The 20,518-nt window shown below is 62.1% G+C and carries 25 protein-coding genes and 1 pseudogene; 4 read left to right on the forward strand and 22 right to left on the reverse strand.

All coding sequences use genetic code 11. The annotated features are described in order from the left end of the window. Positions 1–19 precede the first annotated feature (19 nt). The 3 genes from OXS49_RS05680 to OXS49_RS05690 form a co-directional block, all read right to left on the reverse strand. Positions 20–748: a hypothetical protein gene (locus OXS49_RS05680; RefSeq protein WP_267422628.1), complete on the reverse strand. Its 729-nt coding sequence runs from the start codon at positions 746–748 to the stop codon at positions 20–22. 78 nt (positions 749–826) lie between these two features. Then, entirely contained in the window at positions 827–1,087 is a 261-nt protein-coding gene (locus OXS49_RS05685; RefSeq protein WP_267422631.1) for a hypothetical protein, read from the reverse strand. Positions 1,088–1,091: 4 nt separating this feature from the next. Beyond that, positions 1,092–1,955, reverse strand: coding sequence for a recombinase family protein (locus tag OXS49_RS05690; protein WP_267422634.1), 864 nt, complete (start codon positions 1,953–1,955; stop codon positions 1,092–1,094). Between the two features lie 307 nt (positions 1,956–2,262). Between OXS49_RS05690 and OXS49_RS05695 the strand changes: the two genes are divergently transcribed. Beyond that, positions 2,263–2,520, forward strand: coding sequence for a hypothetical protein (locus OXS49_RS05695; protein WP_267422636.1), 258 nt, complete (start codon positions 2,263–2,265; stop codon positions 2,518–2,520). A 69-nt stretch (positions 2,521–2,589) separates the two neighbouring features. Here OXS49_RS05695 and OXS49_RS05700 read toward each other — a convergent pair whose 3' ends face one another. The 11 genes and pseudogenes from OXS49_RS05700 to OXS49_RS05750 all read right to left on the reverse strand — a co-directional run bounded on the left by OXS49_RS05700 (position 2,590) and on the right by OXS49_RS05750 (position 8,423). Beyond that, a complete protein-coding gene (locus OXS49_RS05700) occupies positions 2,590–2,739 on the reverse strand; it encodes a hypothetical protein (protein ID WP_267422638.1) in 150 nt (49 codons plus the stop codon). Beyond that, positions 2,723–3,127: a hypothetical protein gene (locus OXS49_RS05705; RefSeq protein ID WP_267422641.1), complete on the reverse strand. Its 405-nt coding sequence runs from the start codon at positions 3,125–3,127 to the stop codon at positions 2,723–2,725. Before OXS49_RS05705 ends, OXS49_RS05700 begins: the two co-directional genes overlap by 17 nt. Continuing rightward, complete coding sequence (locus tag OXS49_RS05710) at positions 3,124–3,327, reverse strand: hypothetical protein (RefSeq protein WP_267422643.1); 204 nt, start codon at positions 3,325–3,327, stop codon at positions 3,124–3,126. The genes OXS49_RS05705 and OXS49_RS05710 overlap by 4 nt, the downstream gene beginning before the upstream one ends. Next, complete coding sequence (locus tag OXS49_RS05715; protein ID WP_267422645.1) at positions 3,324–3,530, reverse strand: hypothetical protein; 207 nt, start codon at positions 3,528–3,530, stop codon at positions 3,324–3,326. The genes OXS49_RS05710 and OXS49_RS05715 overlap by 4 nt, the downstream gene beginning before the upstream one ends. A gap of 1 nt (position 3,531) precedes the next feature. Beyond that, positions 3,532–3,684 (reverse strand): hypothetical protein, encoded by a 153-nt coding sequence (locus OXS49_RS05720; protein ID WP_267422648.1) that lies wholly within the window; start codon positions 3,682–3,684, stop codon positions 3,532–3,534. Further along, a complete protein-coding gene (locus tag OXS49_RS05725; protein WP_267422651.1) occupies positions 3,684–4,064 on the reverse strand; it encodes a hypothetical protein in 381 nt (126 codons plus the stop codon). Before OXS49_RS05725 ends, OXS49_RS05720 begins: the two co-directional genes overlap by 1 nt. A gap of 4 nt (positions 4,065–4,068) precedes the next feature. After that, on the reverse strand, positions 4,069–4,224 hold the full coding sequence (locus OXS49_RS05730) for a hypothetical protein (RefSeq protein WP_267422654.1): 156 nt from the start codon (positions 4,222–4,224) through the stop codon (positions 4,069–4,071). A gap of 195 nt (positions 4,225–4,419) precedes the next feature. Then, entirely contained in the window at positions 4,420–4,692 is a 273-nt protein-coding gene (locus tag OXS49_RS05735) for a hypothetical protein (protein WP_267422657.1), read from the reverse strand. A 414-nt stretch (positions 4,693–5,106) separates the two neighbouring features. Then, a pseudogene (locus OXS49_RS05740) lies at positions 5,107–7,575 on the reverse strand (PAS domain-containing protein). Positions 7,576–7,579: 4 nt separating this feature from the next. Then, complete coding sequence (locus OXS49_RS05745; RefSeq protein ID WP_267422659.1) at positions 7,580–7,777, reverse strand: type II toxin-antitoxin system ParD family antitoxin; 198 nt, start codon at positions 7,775–7,777, stop codon at positions 7,580–7,582. Between the two features lie 235 nt (positions 7,778–8,012). Beyond that, positions 8,013–8,423 (reverse strand): response regulator, encoded by a 411-nt coding sequence (locus OXS49_RS05750; protein WP_267422661.1) that lies wholly within the window; start codon positions 8,421–8,423, stop codon positions 8,013–8,015. Positions 8,424–8,509: 86 nt separating this feature from the next. Between OXS49_RS05750 and OXS49_RS05755 the strand changes: the two genes are divergently transcribed. Continuing rightward, complete coding sequence (locus tag OXS49_RS05755) at positions 8,510–8,680, forward strand: hypothetical protein (RefSeq protein ID WP_267422663.1); 171 nt, start codon at positions 8,510–8,512, stop codon at positions 8,678–8,680. Between the two features lie 275 nt (positions 8,681–8,955). On the opposite strand, the gene OXS49_RS05760 is transcribed toward OXS49_RS05755, so the two are convergent. From OXS49_RS05760 to OXS49_RS05770, 3 genes are all read right to left on the reverse strand, one after another. Further along, positions 8,956–10,221, reverse strand: a complete 1,266-nt coding sequence (locus OXS49_RS05760) for an SPFH domain-containing protein (RefSeq protein WP_267422665.1) — start codon at positions 10,219–10,221, stop codon at positions 8,956–8,958. A 155-nt stretch (positions 10,222–10,376) separates the two neighbouring features. Continuing rightward, complete coding sequence (locus OXS49_RS05765) at positions 10,377–11,312, reverse strand: hypothetical protein (protein WP_267422667.1); 936 nt, start codon at positions 11,310–11,312, stop codon at positions 10,377–10,379. Between the two features lie 74 nt (positions 11,313–11,386). After that, complete coding sequence (locus OXS49_RS05770) at positions 11,387–11,809, reverse strand: hypothetical protein (RefSeq protein ID WP_267422669.1); 423 nt, start codon at positions 11,807–11,809, stop codon at positions 11,387–11,389. 282 nt (positions 11,810–12,091) lie between these two features. Here OXS49_RS05770 and OXS49_RS05775 point away from each other — a divergent pair, with 282 nt between their 5' ends. Then, positions 12,092–13,687: a metallophosphoesterase family protein gene (locus OXS49_RS05775; RefSeq protein ID WP_267422671.1), complete on the forward strand. Its 1,596-nt coding sequence runs from the start codon at positions 12,092–12,094 to the stop codon at positions 13,685–13,687. A 108-nt stretch (positions 13,688–13,795) separates the two neighbouring features. Here OXS49_RS05775 and OXS49_RS05780 read toward each other — a convergent pair whose 3' ends face one another. The 4 genes from OXS49_RS05780 to OXS49_RS05795 form a co-directional block, all read right to left on the reverse strand. Further along, on the reverse strand, positions 13,796–14,719 hold the full coding sequence (locus OXS49_RS05780; RefSeq protein WP_267422673.1) for a hypothetical protein: 924 nt from the start codon (positions 14,717–14,719) through the stop codon (positions 13,796–13,798). Between the two features lie 581 nt (positions 14,720–15,300). Continuing rightward, entirely contained in the window at positions 15,301–15,915 is a 615-nt protein-coding gene (locus tag OXS49_RS05785) for a sugar transferase (RefSeq protein WP_267422676.1), read from the reverse strand. A 65-nt stretch (positions 15,916–15,980) separates the two neighbouring features. Further along, positions 15,981–17,015: an NAD(P)-dependent oxidoreductase gene (locus tag OXS49_RS05790; RefSeq protein WP_267422678.1), complete on the reverse strand. Its 1,035-nt coding sequence runs from the start codon at positions 17,013–17,015 to the stop codon at positions 15,981–15,983. Positions 17,016–17,184: 169 nt separating this feature from the next. Next, positions 17,185–18,330, reverse strand: coding sequence for a DegT/DnrJ/EryC1/StrS family aminotransferase (locus OXS49_RS05795; protein WP_267422679.1), 1,146 nt, complete (start codon positions 18,328–18,330; stop codon positions 17,185–17,187). A 299-nt stretch (positions 18,331–18,629) separates the two neighbouring features. Here OXS49_RS05795 and OXS49_RS05800 point away from each other — a divergent pair, with 299 nt between their 5' ends. Continuing rightward, complete coding sequence (locus OXS49_RS05800) at positions 18,630–19,568, forward strand: WecB/TagA/CpsF family glycosyltransferase (protein ID WP_267422681.1); 939 nt, start codon at positions 18,630–18,632, stop codon at positions 19,566–19,568. Between the two features lie 497 nt (positions 19,569–20,065). On the opposite strand, the gene OXS49_RS05805 is transcribed toward OXS49_RS05800, so the two are convergent. Beyond that, a complete protein-coding gene (locus OXS49_RS05805) occupies positions 20,066–20,503 on the reverse strand; it encodes a MucR family transcriptional regulator (RefSeq protein ID WP_267422683.1) in 438 nt (145 codons plus the stop codon). Positions 20,504–20,518: the final 15 nt, after the last annotated feature.

A 20,518-nucleotide genomic window follows, 5' to 3' on the forward strand; every position in this document is an offset into this window, starting at 1 on the left:
GCCGGCGGCCTCCGCCCGATCAGCCCTTCCGGCGCACGTCGTTGACGACGAAGCGCTCCCAGGCCGCTCGGAAATGCTTCCGGTAGGCGACGGGCACCACGGCACCAGCCTTCTCGTAGTAGGGGAAGCGCTTCTTGTAGCTGACGCCCTTCACGAACAGGAAGATCGGTACCGCGAACTTGTCCTTCTGCAGGTAGATCCCGTCGGGCGCTTTACCGTGGTTCCGGAAGACGACGTACTCGATGTTCCGACCGGCGTTCCGACGCTTAGAGCGCGCCGTGGTGTTCTGATGGCGGTCGGACTGTGCACCGACCGCTGAGAGCATACGGGTAATGAAGGCTCCCGACACGTTGCCGTTGCCGTCCCGCGGGCAGCGCGTGCTGGGCACCGCGAACTCGCCGGCGAGCATCAGGCCCTTGCGGATCAGCAGGACCTCGAACCGCTTGTGGCGGCGCGTGCCGCCGGCGACCTGCGGGCCGAGATACTTCCAGGCCGCGATCGAGCCGTTGCCTTCCTTGAACCCGAGCTCGGCGGAGAGCCGCTGCTTCGTGGCCGGCCGGACCATCAGGCTGTTCAGGGTGAAGTTCGACGGCTGATCGAACACGGACCGCATGGTCTCGCGCTCGGCCTCCCGGGCATCCTTCATCGCGTTGGTCAGCGCGAAGGCCGCGACGAACGGCACCTGCTTGGCAGCGCGGCCGACGGCTTCGGACTTCAGACCGAACTCGCTGGCGTCGAGCTTCAGCATCGGCTCACCGCCCGACGGTGATGGTCTTCAGCTCACCCGAGATCGGATCGAGGATCGTCAGCGTCTGCGCGGCCATGGTCACCAGACCTGCATGGGTTGTGGCACGTCCCGGCACTGTTGCATGAGGCGCGTGGCCGGCCGCTCGATCGTGAGCTCGGCGGCGTTGTCGAGGACGAGGACGGTCACGTCGGTGACGCCGGAGGCCGCGCAGAGGCGGATCAGCTCGTCCGACCAGGCCGCGGCCTTTTCCTTCGGCAGCTTCTGGGTGGTGCGCACCACCAGGATGTCGCCCGGCCGGACCTCCAGCCGTTCGAGGGTGCGGTCGAGGTCCTCGGTCATGCGTTCACTTCACGATGGCTTCATGGTCGCCATCGGCGAGCACGTGGGTTTCCTGCCCGTTCCAGCGGAACAGGTACTCGATGGCGCCGCGGTACTTCATGTTGTCGGTCACGTAGGCGACCGTCGAAATGGACCAGCGGCCGCCCTTGGGAGCCGGGATGCCGTCGGCGTTCAGCGTCTCGGCGATCGCCTTCAACGTGGTCTTGCGCTTCCGGGCCTCGAAGATGCGGCGAACGACCCGGGCCTGCGCCGGGACGATCCGGAGGCCGCCTTCCAAGTCGCGTTCGTAGCCGTAGGGTGCCTGGCCACCAGCGAAGCCGCCTTTGCGGGCCTTCGTGGTGCGGCCGCCGGCGGTGCGGTCGCGAATGACGTAGCGTTCCTGCTCAGCCATGCCGGCGAAAAAGGTGAAGAACATCCGCCCCATCGGGTTGGATGTGTCGATCACCGCCTCGGTCACAGACCGGAATGCGACGTCGTGCAGCTCGGCGAGGTCGGAGACTGTGGTCAGCGCGTGCCGCAGATCGCGGGACAGGCGGTCGATCTTGGCCACCAGCAGGATGTCGAAGGCTCGGGCCTCTGCCATGGCGAGGATGCGACTGAAGCCCGGGCGATCGGCGGGACGGACCGCACCGGAGACACCTGGATCGGCGATCACGTCCACGAGCGCGTAGCTTTGGCTTTCCGCGAAAGCACGGACGGCGCGTTCCTGATCAGCGAGGCCGTTGCCCGAGGCGACCTGTTCGTCGGTCGACACGCGGACGTAGACGACAGCGCGGGTTGCCGCAGTAGCCTTCGCTTCCGCCTGGACTTTATTCCGCTCCCGCAGGCGGGCTACGCGGCGTGAGCCCGAAACCGCCTGCAAGCTCATGATATTGCTGCGCTTTTAGCGTCTAAATGGCCGGATATTCCAAGGTCTTTTAAGACCTTGGAAATTGCCCGTTTCAGCTTGCGGATGGCAGGATCAAATCCCGGTCAAATCAGGCCGCGGCGCTCCGCTCGGCCACCGTTCCAACCCGCCGGCGGGAGGTGTCGAAATGGCGTGGATCGGCTTTCGCGCAGCTGGAAGGAAGAATTGGCGGAAGTGATGCTGACACTCGCCGCGGCATTGTTCAGCTGATCCAGATGGGCAGCAGCTTCGGCCTTGCTCGCGCGTTGAATTCCCGACGGAGGTATCCATGATCAAGATCATTGTGGCCGGCACGGCCATCGCACTCGCTGTTCTGCCCGCATTCGCTCAGACAGATCAGACCGGCACCGGCGGCGGACCTGATACGACGGCCAGATCCGGCAACGTGACGCCGACCGGTCAAACGAGACCGCCGAGCCGCGATGCGAGCCCTACAGCCCACACGGACATCAACCGCCGAACCACCAACGATGCAAAGCAAGATGCCATCAGCAGCGGCATCTGCATCGGCTGCAGTCCGAAGTAGCCGATCAGGTCGGCTCCTTCAGCGCGCGAGCCAAGCCAAGAGCGAACCGGCGGTACCATCTGCGGAACATCATTCGTCCCGCAGGATCCGGCCCCACTCGGCGAGCAGGGCCATCGGCAGCTGGTAGTTCGCCTCGACGATGATGGTCGCCGCCGCGGTGTAGATGCCGATCAGCGACCAGAGGTCGAGGTGGGCTGGCGGATCAGAGCGCGTTGTCACCGATCAGGTCCTCGATGATGGCGTCTCGCTCGAAGTCGAAATCGGCCAGGTGATAGAGGTGCAGCTCGGTAGCTCGGTCATACCGGGCCCACCCCAAAGCTTCCCACATCCTGCCGCGATGGCCGGCGCCGACGATGCGGGCGATGCCGTCAGGACTGCGACGCACCGCCAGGAATACGGCGCCAGGCGCATCAGCCCCGACGGCCTTGTCCAGCGTCCAGACGCCGACGACGTAGCGACGACCGGACACCCCGCGCCATGCGGACAGGGCGACCGTCAAGGGCCGGGTCACGTTGAGGCGTTCCTCGCGGACCTCTGGGCGATCCGCGCGATCACGCCCGATGCGGGCGAGTTCGTTCGACCAGGCGAGGCGGCGGCGCGCACTCATGGCCGAGAGCCGCAAATTACCTTTGCATATCGCTCATCGCCGAGGAGACGGTCACGGGCGACGTTCGCCTGCCCCGCCATCATGCAGGTAAGAACAGACGACGTCTTCACGGTGATGACGTCGAGCGCGGTATCCCGCGTGCACTCGGGCTGCGCGGTCGAGGCGGCGCACACCAGGATCAGGGCGAAGACCGTGTTCATGCGGCATTCCCCAGGGTGAGAGCGGCGACCAGGACGCAGGCGGCGAGCGCGAAGTGAAGCGCGGCGATCAGCAGGACGTCGCGGAATGAAATCGCCGCGGAACGGGATGGATGATGGGCGTCGAGGCCGGCGACCGCGATCAGCAGCACCAGCGCCACCGCGATGAACGGGATGGGCGCCAGGCGCTCGATCAGGTCGGGCATGTCAGGGGGCTTCACCGGCGGACAGGGCGCGCCCGGCGTGGACCGGGCGGTCGATGCACAGCGGCGGCGCAGGATCGCGCCAGGACCGGACAGGATCCGGCGTGATGCGGCGCAGGCCGATCAGCAGAGCCAGGCGCGCGATGAGCCGAGGCATCAGAGCCGCCACGCCTGCATCACCGCACGAGCATGCTCGCGCTGCTCGTCGACGAAGTGGTCGCGGAAGACTGGAAGGCTGAGGCGTCGGGTGACCGCCCGCTCATCAGCGATGCTCGGGGCAGCGACGACGCGCGTGCACGCCGCGACCTCTGGACCACGCATCGCCGCGATCGTGTCACGGAAGATCCCGACACAGGAGGGCGAATGCACGATGACCACGGCGCCATCCGACGGGAGGCTCATGATCATGCGATGCGTGCGGCCGGAGCGACGCTTCTCGGCGGCGGTGGGCTTGGCATCGTCGCCCTCGGCCGCCGAGCGGGCCCGGGCATCCGCCGACACGCCGACGCGCAGCGGGGGAGTGTCCTGAAACAGCATCCGGTCAGCCTCGGCCGAAGATCGAGCGGAAGAACGTGGTGTCGAAAGCCAGCAGGAACTGGAGGCTTTTCGCCCGGAAGCGGATGTCGGCCGGGGCGCAGTCGCAGCGCTGGATGGCGGCACACAGGTCGAGGAGCGCAGAGCGCTGGGCGGCGGTCATGGACGCTCCAAAGAAAAACCCCGCCGGAGCGGGGCGGGGTGATCAATTGTCGCGGTCGATATTTTAAATACAAACGCGCAGAACAGAGATTTGTGGCAGTATCTATTTGCCAAGCGAAGCCGCGAAGGCAGTTTTCGCAAAGCCAGCGGGCCGGACAGCAACGCCCCTCAGCAGAGCCCGGCCCGCTGCCGTCGATCAGACTGTTCTCGCTGCCGTCCGAACGCGCTCGCGGTGGCGCAGGACGGCGGTCGGAACCGGCGGCCTCACACGACGCGCCGGTCCGGCGGCGTCGGCCTCGTGGCCCGGCCAGCTGCCGGTCAGGTCTCGGTAGAAGCGTCGGGCGTGGTCGCGGATCTCGTCGCGATCGGCGACGTAGTCCTCTTGGGTGTGGCGATGACTCGGGGCGCGCAGCCGGTCCGCCAGGAGGCAGAGGCCGTGCAGGCGCTCCACGATGTCGCGTTCGGTCACGGCCGCGGATCCGTCATGGGAGCGAGCCTACCAAGAAATGGACCGCTTTGGGAGCGGATGGGATAGGTGCGGGCCGGGGCTACAGCTTCGACCACTGCCTTACGGCAGCTGTGGGTCTTTCGGGCGTCCTGGCTGACCGGCTTACTGCGATGCCTTTTTCACGGACCGAGGCCCGCCGCACCATCTCGCACGGGCCGCAGCCCGAAACGACGAAGGCCCCGGCGAGTGTCCGCCAGGGCCTTCTAAATCTCTGCAAGGTCCGAGCTACCGCAAGCCGTTCTCCCGGTCAAGCTGCAGAGCGAGCGGAAGTAGGCCGCTGCCGATGGCCGTCACTGTCCGCTATGGGTGGAAACCGGACCCTGGCCCTTCAGCCCGAAGCGGACATTCCACCTCCCACCCGAGGTAGATGCAGGGCTAGGAGTGCCGCGCTTGCTCTTTGCCGCCCTCGATCATTGAGCGGATGCGCGCAGCCATCATGTCCATCGCGAACGGTTTGGTCAGGACCGCCATCCCCGGCGGGAGCGTCCCGTTCCCAAGGATCGCGTTCTCCGCGTAGCCGGTGATGAACAGCACCTTGAGGTGAGGGCGATGGGCACGTGCTGCATCTGCCATTTGCCGCCCGTTCATCCCACCGGGCAGGCCGACATCCGTCACAAGTAGGTCGATACGCACGTCAGATTGCAAAACCTTGAGGCCGGTGGCGCTGTCACCTGCCTCGATGGCTGCATAGCCGAGATCGTCCAGGATGTCGGTGATCAGCATCCGCACGGTGGGCTCGTCATCCACGATCAACACCGTCTCGCCAGCCTGCGAGCGCGGCAGGTCGGCGATCTCCTTGGCAGCCGCCTCATCCTCGACTGCCCCGTAGTAGCGGGGCAGGTAGATGCACACGGTCGTCCCCTGTCCGACTTCGGAGTAGATCCGCACCTGCCCGCCGGACTGCTAAGCGAACCCGTAGATCATCGATAGGCCGAGCCCGGTGCCCTCGCCGATAGGCTTCGTCGTGAAGAATGGCTCGAACACACGGGCGATCACCTCGGGCGGCATGCCGGTGCCGGTGTCCGTCACACAGACTGACAGGTACTGGCCTTCCGGCATGTCGTGCTGGCGAGCCGCGCGTTCATCCATCCACTTGTTGGCAGTCTCAATGGTGATGGTGCCGCCATCCGGCATCGCGTCGCGGGCGTTGATACACAGATTGAGCAGGGCGTTCTCAAGCTGCGGCGGGTCCACCAAGGCCGGCCAACAATTGGTCGCGCCGACCACCTCGACCGGGATACCGGGTCCGACCGTGCGCTGGACCAGCTCGTGCATGCCCGTAGCGAGCCGGTTCACGTCGGTGGGCTTCGGGTCGAGGGTCTGGCAGCGCGAGAACGCCAGCAGGCGATGCGTCAGAGCGGCGGCGCGCTTGGCCGCCCCCTGCGCGGCGGTCATGTAGCGATCCACGTCGGTCAAGCGGCCCTGCTGCATGCGGGTTTGCATCAGTTCTAACGAGCCAGAAATGCCCGCGAGCAGATTGTTGAAGTCATGCGCGAGGCCGCCCGTGAGCTGACCCACAGCCTCCATCTTCTGCGACTGCCGCAGGGCCTCCTCCGCAGTTCGAAGTTCCGTGATGTCGGTCGCCTCAGGCACGATCTCAACCACCCGCCCAGCCTGATCGCGCACGGGTGACATGCCAAAGTCGTAGATGCGCGTGCTGCCGTCAGGCATCTTCAGCGCCATCTCCGTCCTGATGCTCTCACCGCCCCCCGCAGCCGCGATGCCGCCCCTGACGATGTCCGGCATGCCCGGCGTGCCGGTGAACCAGGGTGTCTCGGCGAACGGCTTGCCGACGACGTGGCCGTGTTTCGCACCGATGGCATCGAGGCTCGCACGGTTGGCATCCCGCAAGGTGCCGTCCAAATCGAGCACGCCGATGAGCTGGCGGGTTGCGTCGTACATCGCGCGCTGCCGCGAGATCGCAATCTGAAGGGCTTCTGTACGCTCGGCGAGAGCCTGAGCCTGTTCCTTCTCGAACGTCACGTTCCGGCCGCTGGCATAGATCAGGCCGTCTTCGGGGGCCGCAACCCATGAGATCCAGCGGAAGCCGCCGTCCTTGTGGCGGTAGCGGTTCTCCACTGTCGGCAAGGTCTTGGTCCGCGCGTGTTGGAGCGCGCGATCGGTCACAGCCTCATCGTCCGGGATGACGAATTCGAACACCGACCGACCGATCACTTCCTCGGGCGACCAGCCTAGGATCGTCGTGAAGGACGGATTGACCGCTTCGAACACACCAGCGCCGTCGATGATGACCTGGATGTCCTGCGTGTTACGCCAGAGACGATCTCGCTCCTGCGTTCGTTCGGCGACCTGCTGTTCGAGCGTGTCATTCAGTTTCCGCAGAGACTTCTCGCCCTCGCGGAACCGGCGCTCAGCGAGGATGCGATCCGTCGTCTCGATGGCGCCGCAGTAGAACCCAGCGACGACCCCTGCGTCATCGACCAGCGGGGTGTAGGAGAAGCTGAACCAGCTTTGCTCGCGGTCGCGCCCGGCCAGCGTGAAGGGCACGTCCTCGAACCATTGGGCCTCACCAGCGAGCACGGCGGCGTTGAGCGGTTCCAGTGCGTCCCAGATCTCGGACCAGAGCACAGCGGCCGGTTGCCCGAGGCCGGCGGGATGCTTGCTGCCAAGGAAGGGGATGTAACCGTCGTTGTAGAGCGAGATCTGTTCGGGTCCCCAAGCGATATAGGCTGGTTGGCGGGTCCGGATCATCATCGCGACAGCCGAGCGTAGGCTGATCGGCCAAGTCTCGAACGAGCCGAGCGGCGTGGCCCCCCAATCATGTTCGCGGATCAACGCGCCCATCGGACCGCCGCCGTCCAGGAATGCAGGCGTTCGGCTCATCCGCTCAACCACGAGCCTGCTCGTGGATCGGCGACGAGGCCTTGACCGCTGCCAGAGCAGCCGCCTCGTCGCGCTCCAACAGGCGAAGCGCCGAACGCAGAACCTCGCTGATGCTACGGTAACGCCCAGTCGTGAGGAAGGCACGCAGGAGCGCGTCCTGTTCTGGGGTGATCGAGACGGTAACAGTGCGGCGCACGGACATGAGGCAGCCATGCCGGCTGAGATTTGTTCTTACAAGTGCTCGAATGACGCACTCCGGCCTTTGGTCTTCGCCCATTAAGCTGCCGGTAAGCGGACGTTCCAGGCTTCCGCAAAGGGTCGTGAGCCGTACCAGCGGCGATGTCCGCTTTGATGCATCCATCGTCCAGAAGCGGACCGGCGGCTTTCCACCCTTCCCGGACGTTCAAGGATGGGTACCAAACGTCAGATTTTGACCACTAGTCCCGCAGCGGCTCCGGCTTCTGACCGTCCGGCAAGATCTCTTTCAGGTGGTCGTGGACCATTTCCGCTATGAACGGCTTGGCGATGAAGCGTGCACCCTCAGGCATATCGTCTGGTCCCGGCTGCATGTGGCCCGACGCCACCACGATGGCGATGTGGGGCCACTGCCGGGCAGTCTCGCGAGCTACGGCGAACCCGTTGCGGGAGCCGGGCATCTGCACGTCGGTGAACAGTAGGACGATGGCGGCGTGATGCTGCGCTAGCACCTCCATGGCCGCATCGCCATCGCACGCCTCTAAAGTACGGAACCCTGCCTCCTCTAGGATGTCCAGAGCATCCATGCGGATCAAGCCATCATCGTCAACGACGAGGGCGTAAGGTGCTGACGATGCATCGGTCTGGGCCATCCTCTGAAAGCCCCGTACCGGGGAAAAGGTCCATGCTGAGTACTGGACGCACATGGGTCCGAACGTCCGGACACGCATTGAACAGCATGACCGACCTGAAGCCGCACACCCCCGAGTGGTTCAACGCGCTGGACCGCGTGAACCCGCAGCAGGCCGCCATGACGCGGCAGGCGATAGCCGCAGCCGGCCGCGATGACGGCTGTAGCGTCTGCGGGGACGACCGAGCGACAGACGACAAGCTAGTGGTCAAAATCTGACGGATGGTACCCATAGTTGGGCCGGCTTCCGACCCATCTCAGTCACGCGGACAGCTTTCGCCACTTCCCGAAAGCGGCCATTCGTCGCCCGTCCGGCAACTTCGGCTCGGGGTCGGAAGCAGACCCTCCTCACAAAGCACCAAGCATCGGCACTTAAGTGGCTTTCCGCGTTTATTGTCGCTCGGCGGTGTCCAGGCCCGTGAGGCGATCTCTCGAACCGGTGACAGTACCATCGTGGCAAGCAACCTTTGCCACACGGCGACTCGCGCGTTAGCTCAGCCCTTGGCGGGTGCTAGGGCCGGCATCGCAGGCTTCGGCTCGCCGCCACCGAACCAGCCCTTGATGGTCCCGACGATGTCACTTGGGATCACGATCCAGGACGGCAGGAAACCGGACGCGCTGCCATTCCAGCGACCGGCCAGCGTCTGACGTGCCTGCGCGTCCGAGCGGCGGATCTCCATGTCGAGGATCCGCTCCTGGATCGGCAGCGTGGCGAGCTGCGCCTGGGCCGCCTGAGCCCGCTTGTTGGCCATGAACGTGTCGTCGATCGCCGCCTGGATTGCCGCGTTTGAGAAGCTCAGCTCGTCGGCGAAACCCAGCGTCGTGACTGTGACGCCCATCGGCGCAAACTGGTCGATCACCGCCTTCTCGACGGCCGCCATGATCTCAGCCTTCTGGTGGATCGCGTCATCGGTCGAGCGGCGGCTGAACTCGCGCGCGAGCGCCGCCTGAACCGTGCGGTGGACGTTGCCGTCGACCACCTCGGCGAGCGAGCGGCCGTACAGCACCGAGGCGAAGCGCGCTTCGTCCGTATCTTGGGCGGCGGGCTTCGTACCGAACCAGTACAGGAACTTGGCCGCGTCCTCTTCCTTCACGAAGGCTGAGATGACGACTGAGGTCGAGAGCCCGATCGAGTCGGCGGTCTCAAACCGGAAGCCCTGATCCGTGCTCGACGTGCCGCGGCTGGCCGAGGTCGTCCATTCGCGTGATACCGGCGTGCGGTCGACGATGATCAGGCGGGCGGCTGGCACGTAGTAGTCCGACAGCGTACCGGTGTTCGGCAGCTTCGTGTGCGGGATCTGCACGCGCTTGGCTGCGACCTTGCTCTCGGTGAGGAACCGCTCCGAGCCGAACTGGGCTTGGCTGGTCTTCGTGTCCCCGCTCTCCGGGATCATGAAGGCCGACTGGTTCGGCAGGATCTCGATGTACTCGCCGTAGTCGTACTTGCTGAAGTAGGCGCGCGAGGGCTCGGGCGCGGCCACGACGCCGAGGCCGAGCAGCACCGCAGCCAGCGGCGCGCGTCGGCTGGGAACAAGCCAGATGAGGGCGAGCACCGCGAGTAGCGCGAGGAACGGCATCGAAGATCCGCTCGCCAAGTCGGCGGTCGCACTCGTCTTAAGCGGGGCGAAGTCGGTGTCGGATAGCTGTTCGACGGCGGTGCGGCCGGCCACCATTCCGGCCTCGATGGTGGCGAGGCGGGACAGGCCGAAATAAGTTGCAACGGCGCCGAGCGAGAGGCCGGCGCGGATGAGGGTGGACATGGGATGTCTCGATAGTTCGATGCCCGGTTCGGGCGAGGGCCAATATCAGTGTTCGCCAGGCCTCTGCTCAGTGTCTTAGCGGCGAAGCTCGGCCTGGAGCCGAGCAAGCGCAGCATGGAACTTTCCGCAGCTGCGTAGTGCTTGATGTGGCCTGTTCAGGCTTGCCGCTCGCTCGGCGGCGTCCAGTCTCGTGGGTCGATCTTCCGGACCGGCGAAGCCCGTAGCGGCGCTGCACGACGTCCGGCCACCCGGCGATCGCTCTCGATGTGTCGGCGAGGCCGCAGGTTCAGCAGCGGGGCTCGCTCCTCTTCCTCCCGCTCCAGCCAAGGCGCGATCGGCGCCTTCGGCGGCAGGACCTCGATGCTCGTGAGGAATTGCAGCGCCGGCACAAGGTAGACGAGCGCCGCGTGCCAGTAGGCGTAGCGCAGCTGCTCCTCAAGGATCTCGATCCCGGTACGGGTGTAATTCAGCTTGCAGAACAGGCCGGTATCGCGGCTGTCGCCCTTCGAGGTCGCGACCTCGTCGTGGCTCGTGAACCACGGCTTGCCGTCCGGCCCCTCGCCGCAGGGCGTATGGATCGTCCGCCAGAGCGTGATCTTGCCGTTCGCCGACTTTACCGGCTCGATCTCGATGCCGCCGCAGGCCTCGGGCGGCCTGCGGATCGCGGCCGTCACGAGCCAGGAGGGCGTCGCGTACATCGCGGCGGAAGTCATCACACCAACGTCGGCCTTGCCGCGCAGGTGGAACTGGATGGGATAGGGCGTGAGGTCGAGCGGGCAGGTGGCCGAGCCGGCCGCCGCCTTCTGCAGCGTCTCGCTCAGGACCTGGATGTGCGCCTCGACCGTGATGGCGTCCGGATGGGGATCGCCCATGGCCGGCGGCATGCCGGGCTCGCGGGACCAGTTGTCGACCCGACCGCCCATGGCGACCATGCGCCAGACTGGGTCGGACGCGCACTGTGGCCCGCGGATCGGGGTGTCCTCCCGGCGCTTCGGCAGCTCGTCGCGGATCGCCCAGCGCAGCGCATCCTCGATCGTCATCTTGCGGCGCTTGGGGGCGCCCTGGGTGGTGCTCGTCGTCGTTGCCGGCACGGTGGTCCCCAATGCTGTGCCGGTTCGATACAAAGCGGCGACGTCACCGTGGTCCGGCGCCGTCAATGAAGCTGTCAAGATGCATCGCCGCCACGCTTTCTATTTTCGTGGTCGACCGAGTTCTTCGCTTTCGCAATCTTCTCGCAGGCGCGCTTGCGACGCAGGTGGAAGGTGCGCTCGTTCCAGCCCCAGGCATCGCACCACTCGGCGATCGAGGCTTCGATGTCGCGGCCGTCAGCGCGGATGCGCGCCCATGTGATGACGGCTTTTAGTTCTGGCGTATCCTCGCCCAACACAGTGCGTGCGAAGGCGAGGATGTCGAACGGGGCGCTGGCGATCGACGAGTCGGCAGCCATCAGCCGGTTGCCGGGCGCCGCCAGGATGTCGACACCATCGCGCAACCGCCGCATGGGGCTGAGCAGCCAATACTCGACAGCCCTGGCATCCCAGTCACGATCGTTCGGTGGGGGGCTTGAGCCTTTGCGGAGGGCGGGCATCGGGTGCGGGAACGCGGCCCATACCGCCGCTGCCCGTTCCTACCATGTTCCTGATCAGGAAAGCGTGGCGCACGGGTCATCATGGTCTGGATCCGTCTGGTTCGCTGCCAGAACGCGGCGAGCGTGCGAAACGGCCTTCCGCCCATCCGCATCGAGAGTGTCTTTACCGCCCCATGGGCGACGGGGAGCCGCCGAACCCAGAGCTCAAGGTAGACTCAACGGACCGTCATCCACATGCGATAGCCGACCCTCTTCGGCAGATTATACCAGGTAGGTTCGACAATGGCCGGCGAGCACAAGGGAATGGACATGGAGGTGAGCCGCCGAAAGCTGCTAGCCGCTGCAGGCCTCGCACCCGGCCTCCTCGTGTCGTCGGACATCGGCGCCGCACCCGCGAGCCAATCTGCGCTATCGGGCGCGCCGTCAGGGCAGCCTGGAACGCCGACCGTCTCTGGGCTGCACCTGCAGTTCGGTGCCGACGCTGCCAGCGAGGTCACCGTGTCGTGGCACACGCTGTTGCCCGTCTCAACGCCACGCGTGTTGCTCGGCCGCCTCGACGGTCGGCTTGAGCAAACCGCAGACGCCGCGTCGAGCGAGTACGTCGACGGCAAATCGAGGCGAACTGTTCACGCCTACCACGCGAAGCTCGCAGGATTGGAGCCCGACACCGCCTACATGTACGCTGCCGCGCACGAGGGCGCCGCTCCGGAATTCGGAACCTTCCGGACCGCGCCGCGCGGGCGTGCAGCCTTCACGTTCACCAGCTTCGGCGACCAGGGAACGCCGACGCTAGGTCGGCAAATCGACAAGCTGGCTGGGTCAACGCTTCGGGTGCCGCTGTTCATCAACGACAATCTCGGCTCGCCAGCGGCGGGCGACACGGCGCTCGGCGTCGAGCGGCTGCGGCCGTTGTTCCACCTGTTCAACGGTGACCTGTGCTACGCCAACCTAGCGCATGACCGCATCCGGACGTGGTGGGATTTCTGGGCGAACAACACCCGCAGCGCCCGAAACCGGCCCTGGATGCCCTCGCCCGGAAATCACGAGAACGAGCTCGGCAATGGGCCGATTGGCTACAAGGCCTACCAAACCTTCTTCTCCGTGCCGACCGCGACGGGGCAGACCGATGTCACCCGCGGCCTCTGGTACGCCTTCACGGCCGGGTCCGTCCGCGTGATCAGTATCGCCAACGACGACGTCACCTACCAGGACGGCGGCGACTCCTACGTCCGAGGCTACTCGGCGGGCGCTCAGAAGTCGTGGCTGGAGGGCGAGCTGGCCGCCACCCGCGCCGATCGCGGCATCGACTGGATTGTCGTCTGCATGCACCAGGTCGCGATCTCCACGGCCGAAAGGTCCAACGGCGCGGATCTCGGCATCCGCGAGGAATGGGTGCCGCTGTTCGACAAGTACAACGTCGATCTCGTGGTCTGCGGGCACGAGCACCACTACGAGCGCTCGCACCCGATCAGGGGGCAAGAAGCCAACCGGACGCTGACTCCAACACCGCAGGCGACCGCCCTTGATGTGATCGACACCACGAAGGGCACGGTGCACATGGTGATCGGTGGCGGGGGCACGTCGGCGCCGACGAACGGGAGCTTCTTCGACCCGCCGCGGTGCCGAGTGATCGTCTCGGTCGGCCCGCTGGACCCGACGACGGGCCGGCGGCCATCCGTCTACGTCACGGAGGATGCGCCTTGGTCAGCAGTACGCAATGCTGCGCATTCCTACGGCTTTGCGGCATTCGAGGTCGATCCGGGCGCTGGACCCGGTGCTGAGACCACGATGAGGGTCACCTATTACGACGTCGTTGGCCCTGATGGCGAGCTGGCACCCTTCGAGGCATTTACGCTGCGGCGCCCGCGGCGAGACTGAGATCAGCTTGACGGATGCCAAGGCGCCATCACGGCAGGCGACGATCGAAGTTCGTCGCAATCCCCATGAAGTTCTATATCCGCTCGGACGAAGCAGATCGTGTCGTGCTCAGTAGATGCCGGTGCTCTCGCACGTCGCTCCAAACGCCTGACTACAGGCGTCGGTCGGGCTGTTTGATGCCGCACCTGAAATGCCGGCCCCTCCGGTCGATCCACCGCCCGCTGCGGTCGTCGTGGTCGCTCGGGCCGCGTTTGCGGCCTGCTCTGTGAACGCGGTCGAGTTACTTGCGATTGCCGCGCCGCCCGTCGAACCGCCGCCCGTCGTCGATTGCACAGTGGTGGAGGCGCGTTCCGTGAGGGTCGTCGAGTTTGAGGAGGTCCCTGAATTGAATGCCGACGCAGTGCCGCTGGAGGAACTCCCGCTCGAGCCCGACCCGCCGGCGATACCCGCACCCGATCCACCCAACGCAGTCTGATAAGCCTCTTGCGCCGCCTCGACGCCATTTACCGCTGCGTTCGCCGTGGAGGCCGTGCTCGATGCCGAGAGACTCCCCGATTTACCGACGCCGCTGCTGGTACCGCCCGTCAATCCGAGCGTTTGGCTGCCCGTCGTAGACAAGCTTGTGAGACCCGAGACGTTCAGGCCGGTGCTGACGGTCGAGAGGGAACCAGCGGGGCTGGGCGTCGACGATGAGCTACCGGCTGGGGTCGGTACAGAGCCGCCGCCCGATCCGCCGCCGCCGAAGCTCAGGGCGCCCGCATTGGTGATGCCCCCCGTGAGGCTTGAGATCGATGGATAGCTGCTGCCGCTTAAACCACCGGCATTCGCGATCGAGCCTGTCGGCTCGACCGATGCGCTCGATAGACCGACCGTGCCCGGCGTGGCCGGTGCAACGCTGACGCTGGCGATCGAGGGTGAGTTGGTCCCGGTCGTGCTCTGCGCCAGTGCCGGGCCCGAGGCCGCGAGCAGGAGAGCTGCCGGGAAGAGAGCCCGCATGGCGTCCACCGTCGGATGATGCTTACGATCCGCCAACCGTTCGCCAGTTCCTCAGTTCCGCTTGAGATGCGCGGCCTGCAGATCGGGGTGTAAGGCATCGCCTGAGATGCGGTCTTCAACCAGTGCTCGACGTCGGCGCAGGTCCAAGGCTCACGAGGAGGATCGGGACCTTCCGGACGGGCGAGCATCGAACGCGGAGAGGCGCCCCAAAGCGCCGCTTCGCGTTCCTACCATGGTCCCGCTCACGAAAGCGTGGCCGTCGCGACAACAAGCGGCGGCGGTGTTCTGCAGCAGACGGAAACAGGAAGAGGCCTCGCAGGGCCCCTCTGTTCAGATCCTCCCCGCCTTGTACCTAATGATCCCGAGAGAGTTGAGGAGGCCGACCCGGAGTACGGTTGCCCCGCGAGAGAGCCTTTATCCACGCATCGCCAATACCTGCTTCGGAGCCGATCCGGCCAACAGACCGCGGAACAAGCTTCTCCAACTCGAAATTCAAATCAGTTCTCCGGCAACAGCAACCCGGCGCGGGAAACTGAAGTCAATTTAGTAAATTGAAGAGGACTTTCAGCTTTGTGACAATGACATTGAGCTGGTGAAGCCAGAATGATATCGCTGGACTAATAGGCATTCAGGAAGGCCTTCGGAGAGCATAAAGTCCATAAAATAATCTTCAAATCAAGCCTAAGCGTCTGCTGCTCGATATACTCTAGATCAAACGCTAAGCGTCGGCGCATGGTCTCAATTTCTTCGGCTGGTCCTCTTAGCCCATTTACCTGAGCCCAACCTGTGATTCCCGGCCTGACACGATACCGCGCGCTATAGTCCTGAATGTGAACCGAAAAGAACTCGTCTTCGGCAAGCACATGGGGCCTAGGTCCCACTAGCGACATCTCCCCCCTAATGACATTAAAAAGCTGAGGAAGTTCATCGATGTTCAACCTGCGTAAAATCCTACCAAATTTGGTCACACGCACGTCATTTTTTTGCGTATTTGAATTTTCAAGTGCACCATTGATCGTGTTCATTGTCCGAAATTTGTAAATACCCACGGGGACGCCTCCACGTCCACCACGCAATTGCTTAAAAACTACAGGCCCTCTAGTTTCGACCTTGATGACAATGGTTACGACTACGAAGAGCGGCCACAACAAGAGGAGCGCTGCAATAGCCAGAACGACATCCAAAAGGCGTTTCGCAATGGCATTGAACTTCCCAGTGTACATAGCGTCCATCCAGATATCAGTCGTAAAGATTTCGACGTATTTCGGCTACATTTGACAAATTAAGGAGATCGAATTTATGTAATAATACTCTTACATTCCGACGGCGCGGCAGAAAAATTCGGGAGGGTACGATACCATTGTGAGGTGTAGCTCGTTGGATCAACCCCACTAATATAACCACGGGCGAGTGCGTCTTGAACTTCGTGTATTCCCTCGCTCAGAGATAGCACAGCTTCAAACCCTAGAAATTTTGCAATCTTAGAAAATGACAACTGATAACTCATACCATCTTGGGCATCCAACAGTCGCTCGATACCCGCCCGTGGAAAGCATCTCAAAACCATGTCAGCAATATCTTTTATCTGATAATTCATCGACGAGCACCCAAGATTGAATATTTGATTTGGGGCAGATGAGTGATGGCATTGTATGCCAAGCACAAACGCCCTGACTACATCATTGACATGGATTATGGGACGCCATTGATCTCCAGAGCCGTTGATCCGGATGACCCCATCCTTCCAGGCGAGCAGCGACATCAGGTTGACTACCAAATCAAATCGCATGCGGGTGGCGACACCAAACACCGTTGAGATGCGGAATATTATAGGTTGAAAATGATGGGACGCAATTTTGATGAGATAATTTTCAACTTCGAGCTTGCAGCGCGAGTAAAGCGTTACCGGATTACAATCGGACTCTTCCGAGAGCACATTATTGTATTGCGATCCGTATACTGATCCGGAGCTTGCATAAATATAACGCGTCACCCCAGCTTCCTTAGCCAGGCATGCCAAGCGTTTCCCGCCTGTGCAGTTGATCGACTTTGTGATTTCTTCATTTAATTCAGCAGAAGAGTCGTTACTTAATCCAGATAAATCTATAACTGTGTGCACTCCTTTCAGATAAAGGCTATCAAATGTTCTAATATCCGCGTCGATTATAGATAGTTTTTGGTGACCCGCTGCAACGGACATTTTATTTCGTCCGAAATAGTAGCGGTCGAGAGCGACTACTTCATAGCCTTCACCAAGCAAAGCGAGACAGGTCGGGATGCCTAGGTAGCCACCTGCACCCGCGACCAGGATTTTCTGCGTGGCAATTTTCATTTCCGCCATCGTCTTTTGATTTGCAAGGATGATCCGAATGTTGGCTGACTAGTCACGGTACGGACGGCCTGCATAGTTTTGAATTACAATAGCTCTGCATCGCGGCCAGGCTCATTTTCGGTGCGAGGCAATGAAAGTTGATTGGACGGGCATTAAACGCCGTTCTGACTCAAAGCCTCGATTTTACCGCTAAGAAAGACTCAACTATCTTTTCACATTCCGCACTAGTCATGTCGTTGAAAACAGGGAGCGCGAGAACCATATCAGCGAGTTTTTCAGTATAAGGCAAACGCCCGCCTTCGCTTATATAAGCTGACATCTTATGGCACGGCGGGCAATAATATTTGCGGACAAATAGATTTTCGCACTGCAGGGCAACCGCAAGTGCATCTCGATCGAGGCCAAAAACTGTACCATCTACAAAAACTGGGAGGTATAGCCAGATCGGATTTTGGCCGAACGGCGCCCGAGCAATCGTAAGCCCATCAATGCGGCCGAGTCCCTCCTGCATTTGCGCGACCGCTCGGCGGCGCATTTGGCTCGCGGCCTCGAACCCCTTTAACTGTTCGAGTCCAATCAAGGCACACACCTCTGTGAGCTTTCCGTTCAACCCCGGTTCGGCACAATCGCCGCCTGCAATCTGTCCGAAGTTCCTGATGGCTATGGCCCGATCTAGCAGCACTGGATCGTGCGAGCACAGGCAACCACCTTCCATAGTTGTGAACGATTTTGTTGCATGAAAGCTGAAGATCTGGGCATCGCCAAACCCGCCTATTTGCCGTTCGCTTACTAAAGTGCCGAAGGCTGCCGCACTATCGAATAGCACCTTGATGTTTTTTCGACGTCCTATCTCTTCTAGGGCTCCATAGTCGCAAGCCACCCCGTACGCATCGACACCAAGAATAGCGACAGTTCTTGATGTAATCTTTCGCTCAACGTCCTCTGGATCTATTGTTAAGCCATCTTTATTGACGTCCGCGAACACCGGCTCGGCGCCACACCATCGCACGGCGTTTGGGGTAGCTACGAATGTGAATGAAGGGACAATGACCTCCCCACCTTGGACACCGGCGGCGCGCAGCATCGAGAGGAGTGCCGTTTGTCCGTTGCAGAAGGTGAGCGTTGGAACATTGAGGAAAGCGCTAAGCTGACGCTCGAACTCGCAAACCCAGCGAGCTCCATTCGTGACTGAACCACCGATAAGCGTTTCACGAAAGGCTTCAGCGAAGCTCTCGAGGGATGGGAACACCGGCCGGACAATATGCATAGGGACCGCAAACGTCGGCGAGTGATCTCTGATTTTTTCAACGCTCATCAAGTTGGAGCCTTGCAATACCCACCGAAAGCGAGTCAGCCACGATCTCTGCAGGAACCATGCCCATTCTGCACCAAACGATATATGATTGCAGGGCGGTGAAGCTCTATTTCGTTTATTTGACGTGGGCGAAAGGTTGACACGATATTATGAGTTATTATTTCCTGATGTTATAGGTGGTCCAGCAATGTTGAGTCGATGGATCCGTAGAGGGTTCTTATATAATTATTGATCGTTCGCATTGATTGAGCCAGTGGCTTCGAAAGTCAAGCTCGCGAGCTAATCTGAAGGTTCATGGCTTGTCTTATTCCTCCTCGACGCGCTACATCGTTTTGGAAATTGGCCCTTTTGATGAAAGTTCCATAGGCGGAATTGCGATCTTGCAAAAGATGGACCGCAGCCGCCTATGCTATTCGAATCATTGTTTCACGGAACATTGGCTGATTACCGATAACACCTTGAGGAGCATTTTTGTGATCGCATTCGTCGATGAGCGCGTCCCCTTTCTGGTCCGAACCATCCTGCAAGTTCAAATCTGCGTCACAAGCCGGGATTGCATGATCGCATGGCTGCTGGATAGACTCGAACAGGGTTCTAAAGCATCGGTTTGTTTCGCAAATAGCAACTTGCTAACTCTACTCCACCGTCGGAAGAGTGCCAGCCTTATCGAAGACTTCATTGTTCTGAATGATGGAATAGGGGTCGACCTGGCTTCGCGGCTGCTCTACGGCGCGCCGTTTCCAGAAAATCTAACCGGCACTGACTTCACGCCGGCGCTCTTAGTTAAGGCGGGTTCAAGAGCGAAGGTCTTCCTGTTCGGCGCGCGACCGTCGATTGTTGCTAAAGCCGCCCATTCCTTCCGAGATCGCTTGGGCGTTCAAATCGTTGGTGTACAAGACGGCTATGGATGGTCGGGCGCACCAGATGAGCTTATCGCTCGTATCAACGAGAGTGGCGCCAATATTGTGCTCGTGGCTCTCGGCAATACCGCACAGGAAAAATGGATCCGGGATTACGCACCTAAGATGCGTGCCTGTCTTTTCATTGGCGTTGGCGCACTGTTTGATTTCGAAGCAAATGCCGTGGCACGGGCGCCCCTTTTCGTGCAGAAGTTAAGGATGGAATGGTTATTTCGATTATCTCAAGAACCTTACCGATTGGGGCGACGTTACACGTTGGATTTGTTGGTTTTCGCGGGGGCCGTTATAGGTCAGAGGCTGGAACTTGATCCTAGATAGGTGTGCAAGCGTGCTATTTAAGCCAAAGTTAAAGGAATGCAGCGCAGGGAGCCGACAATTGAACTATCTTGCTACTCTGTTTTAAGCTGTACGCGGATGCATCAAACCATCTTAAGGGACGTATTCCACAGCGCGACGATTGGCGCTTTAGCTTGACTTTGAGCGCCGCTCGCAATGGGTCGTGAGCCGGTCCCTCGGCCAATTTCGCTTTAATGCGTCCATGCTCAAGAAGCGGACGGGCATGAAGCCCCTCATCTCGGACGTCCGGTCTGCATATTGGACGGATTTTCCCGTTAAGTGATCGCCGCCGCATACCAAGCCTTGGCCTTCGCAGTAGCTCGTACAAGCGTCCCTGCCCTCGGATGGGCGCCGATGGCGCCCGCCCTGGGCATGATGTCGGCGTTGCCGAACATCATCCACGCTTCCTTCTCCGCGAGGCTACGGTCGCAAAGCTATGCGCGAAGGTCGACGTGCGGATGAAGTCGTCGGCCATCACACTACTCCGCCGCCTGCCGCTTTGCCTGCCCGCCAGGCACACCGAGGCCGATCGCCTTTGCGAGGGGGGAGAGTTGCTCGGCGTAAGCCAGAGCGACCATCGGGTAATCGGCCGGCAGGCCGTAGCGGTCGCGGTAGGCCCGCGGGTCCAGCCCGTGGCTGGTCAGGTGGCGCTTGAGCGTCTTGTAGGTCTTGCCGTCGATGAAGCTGACGATCCCGTCCGGACGGACCGACTTGCGGATCTGGGCCGCGCTCGGCCAGTCGACGTCGGGCTGCACGGTCGCCACCGGTACCGTCGGTCCCTGCGCCAGGTCGCGGAGCGCACCGTGGACAGTGTCGATCAAGCCGGTCAGGTCCTGCGGCCAGATCGTGTTGTGGCTGACGTAGGCCGCCACGATGCCGGCGGTGTGGTTGAGGATCGGGTCGTGGGCGTCGGACATGGGTACTCTCCTGTG

The sequence above is a fragment of the Methylobacterium sp. GC_Met_2 genome (assembly GCF_026540795.1).
Classification (GTDB): Bacteria; Pseudomonadota; Alphaproteobacteria; order Rhizobiales; family Beijerinckiaceae; genus Methylobacterium.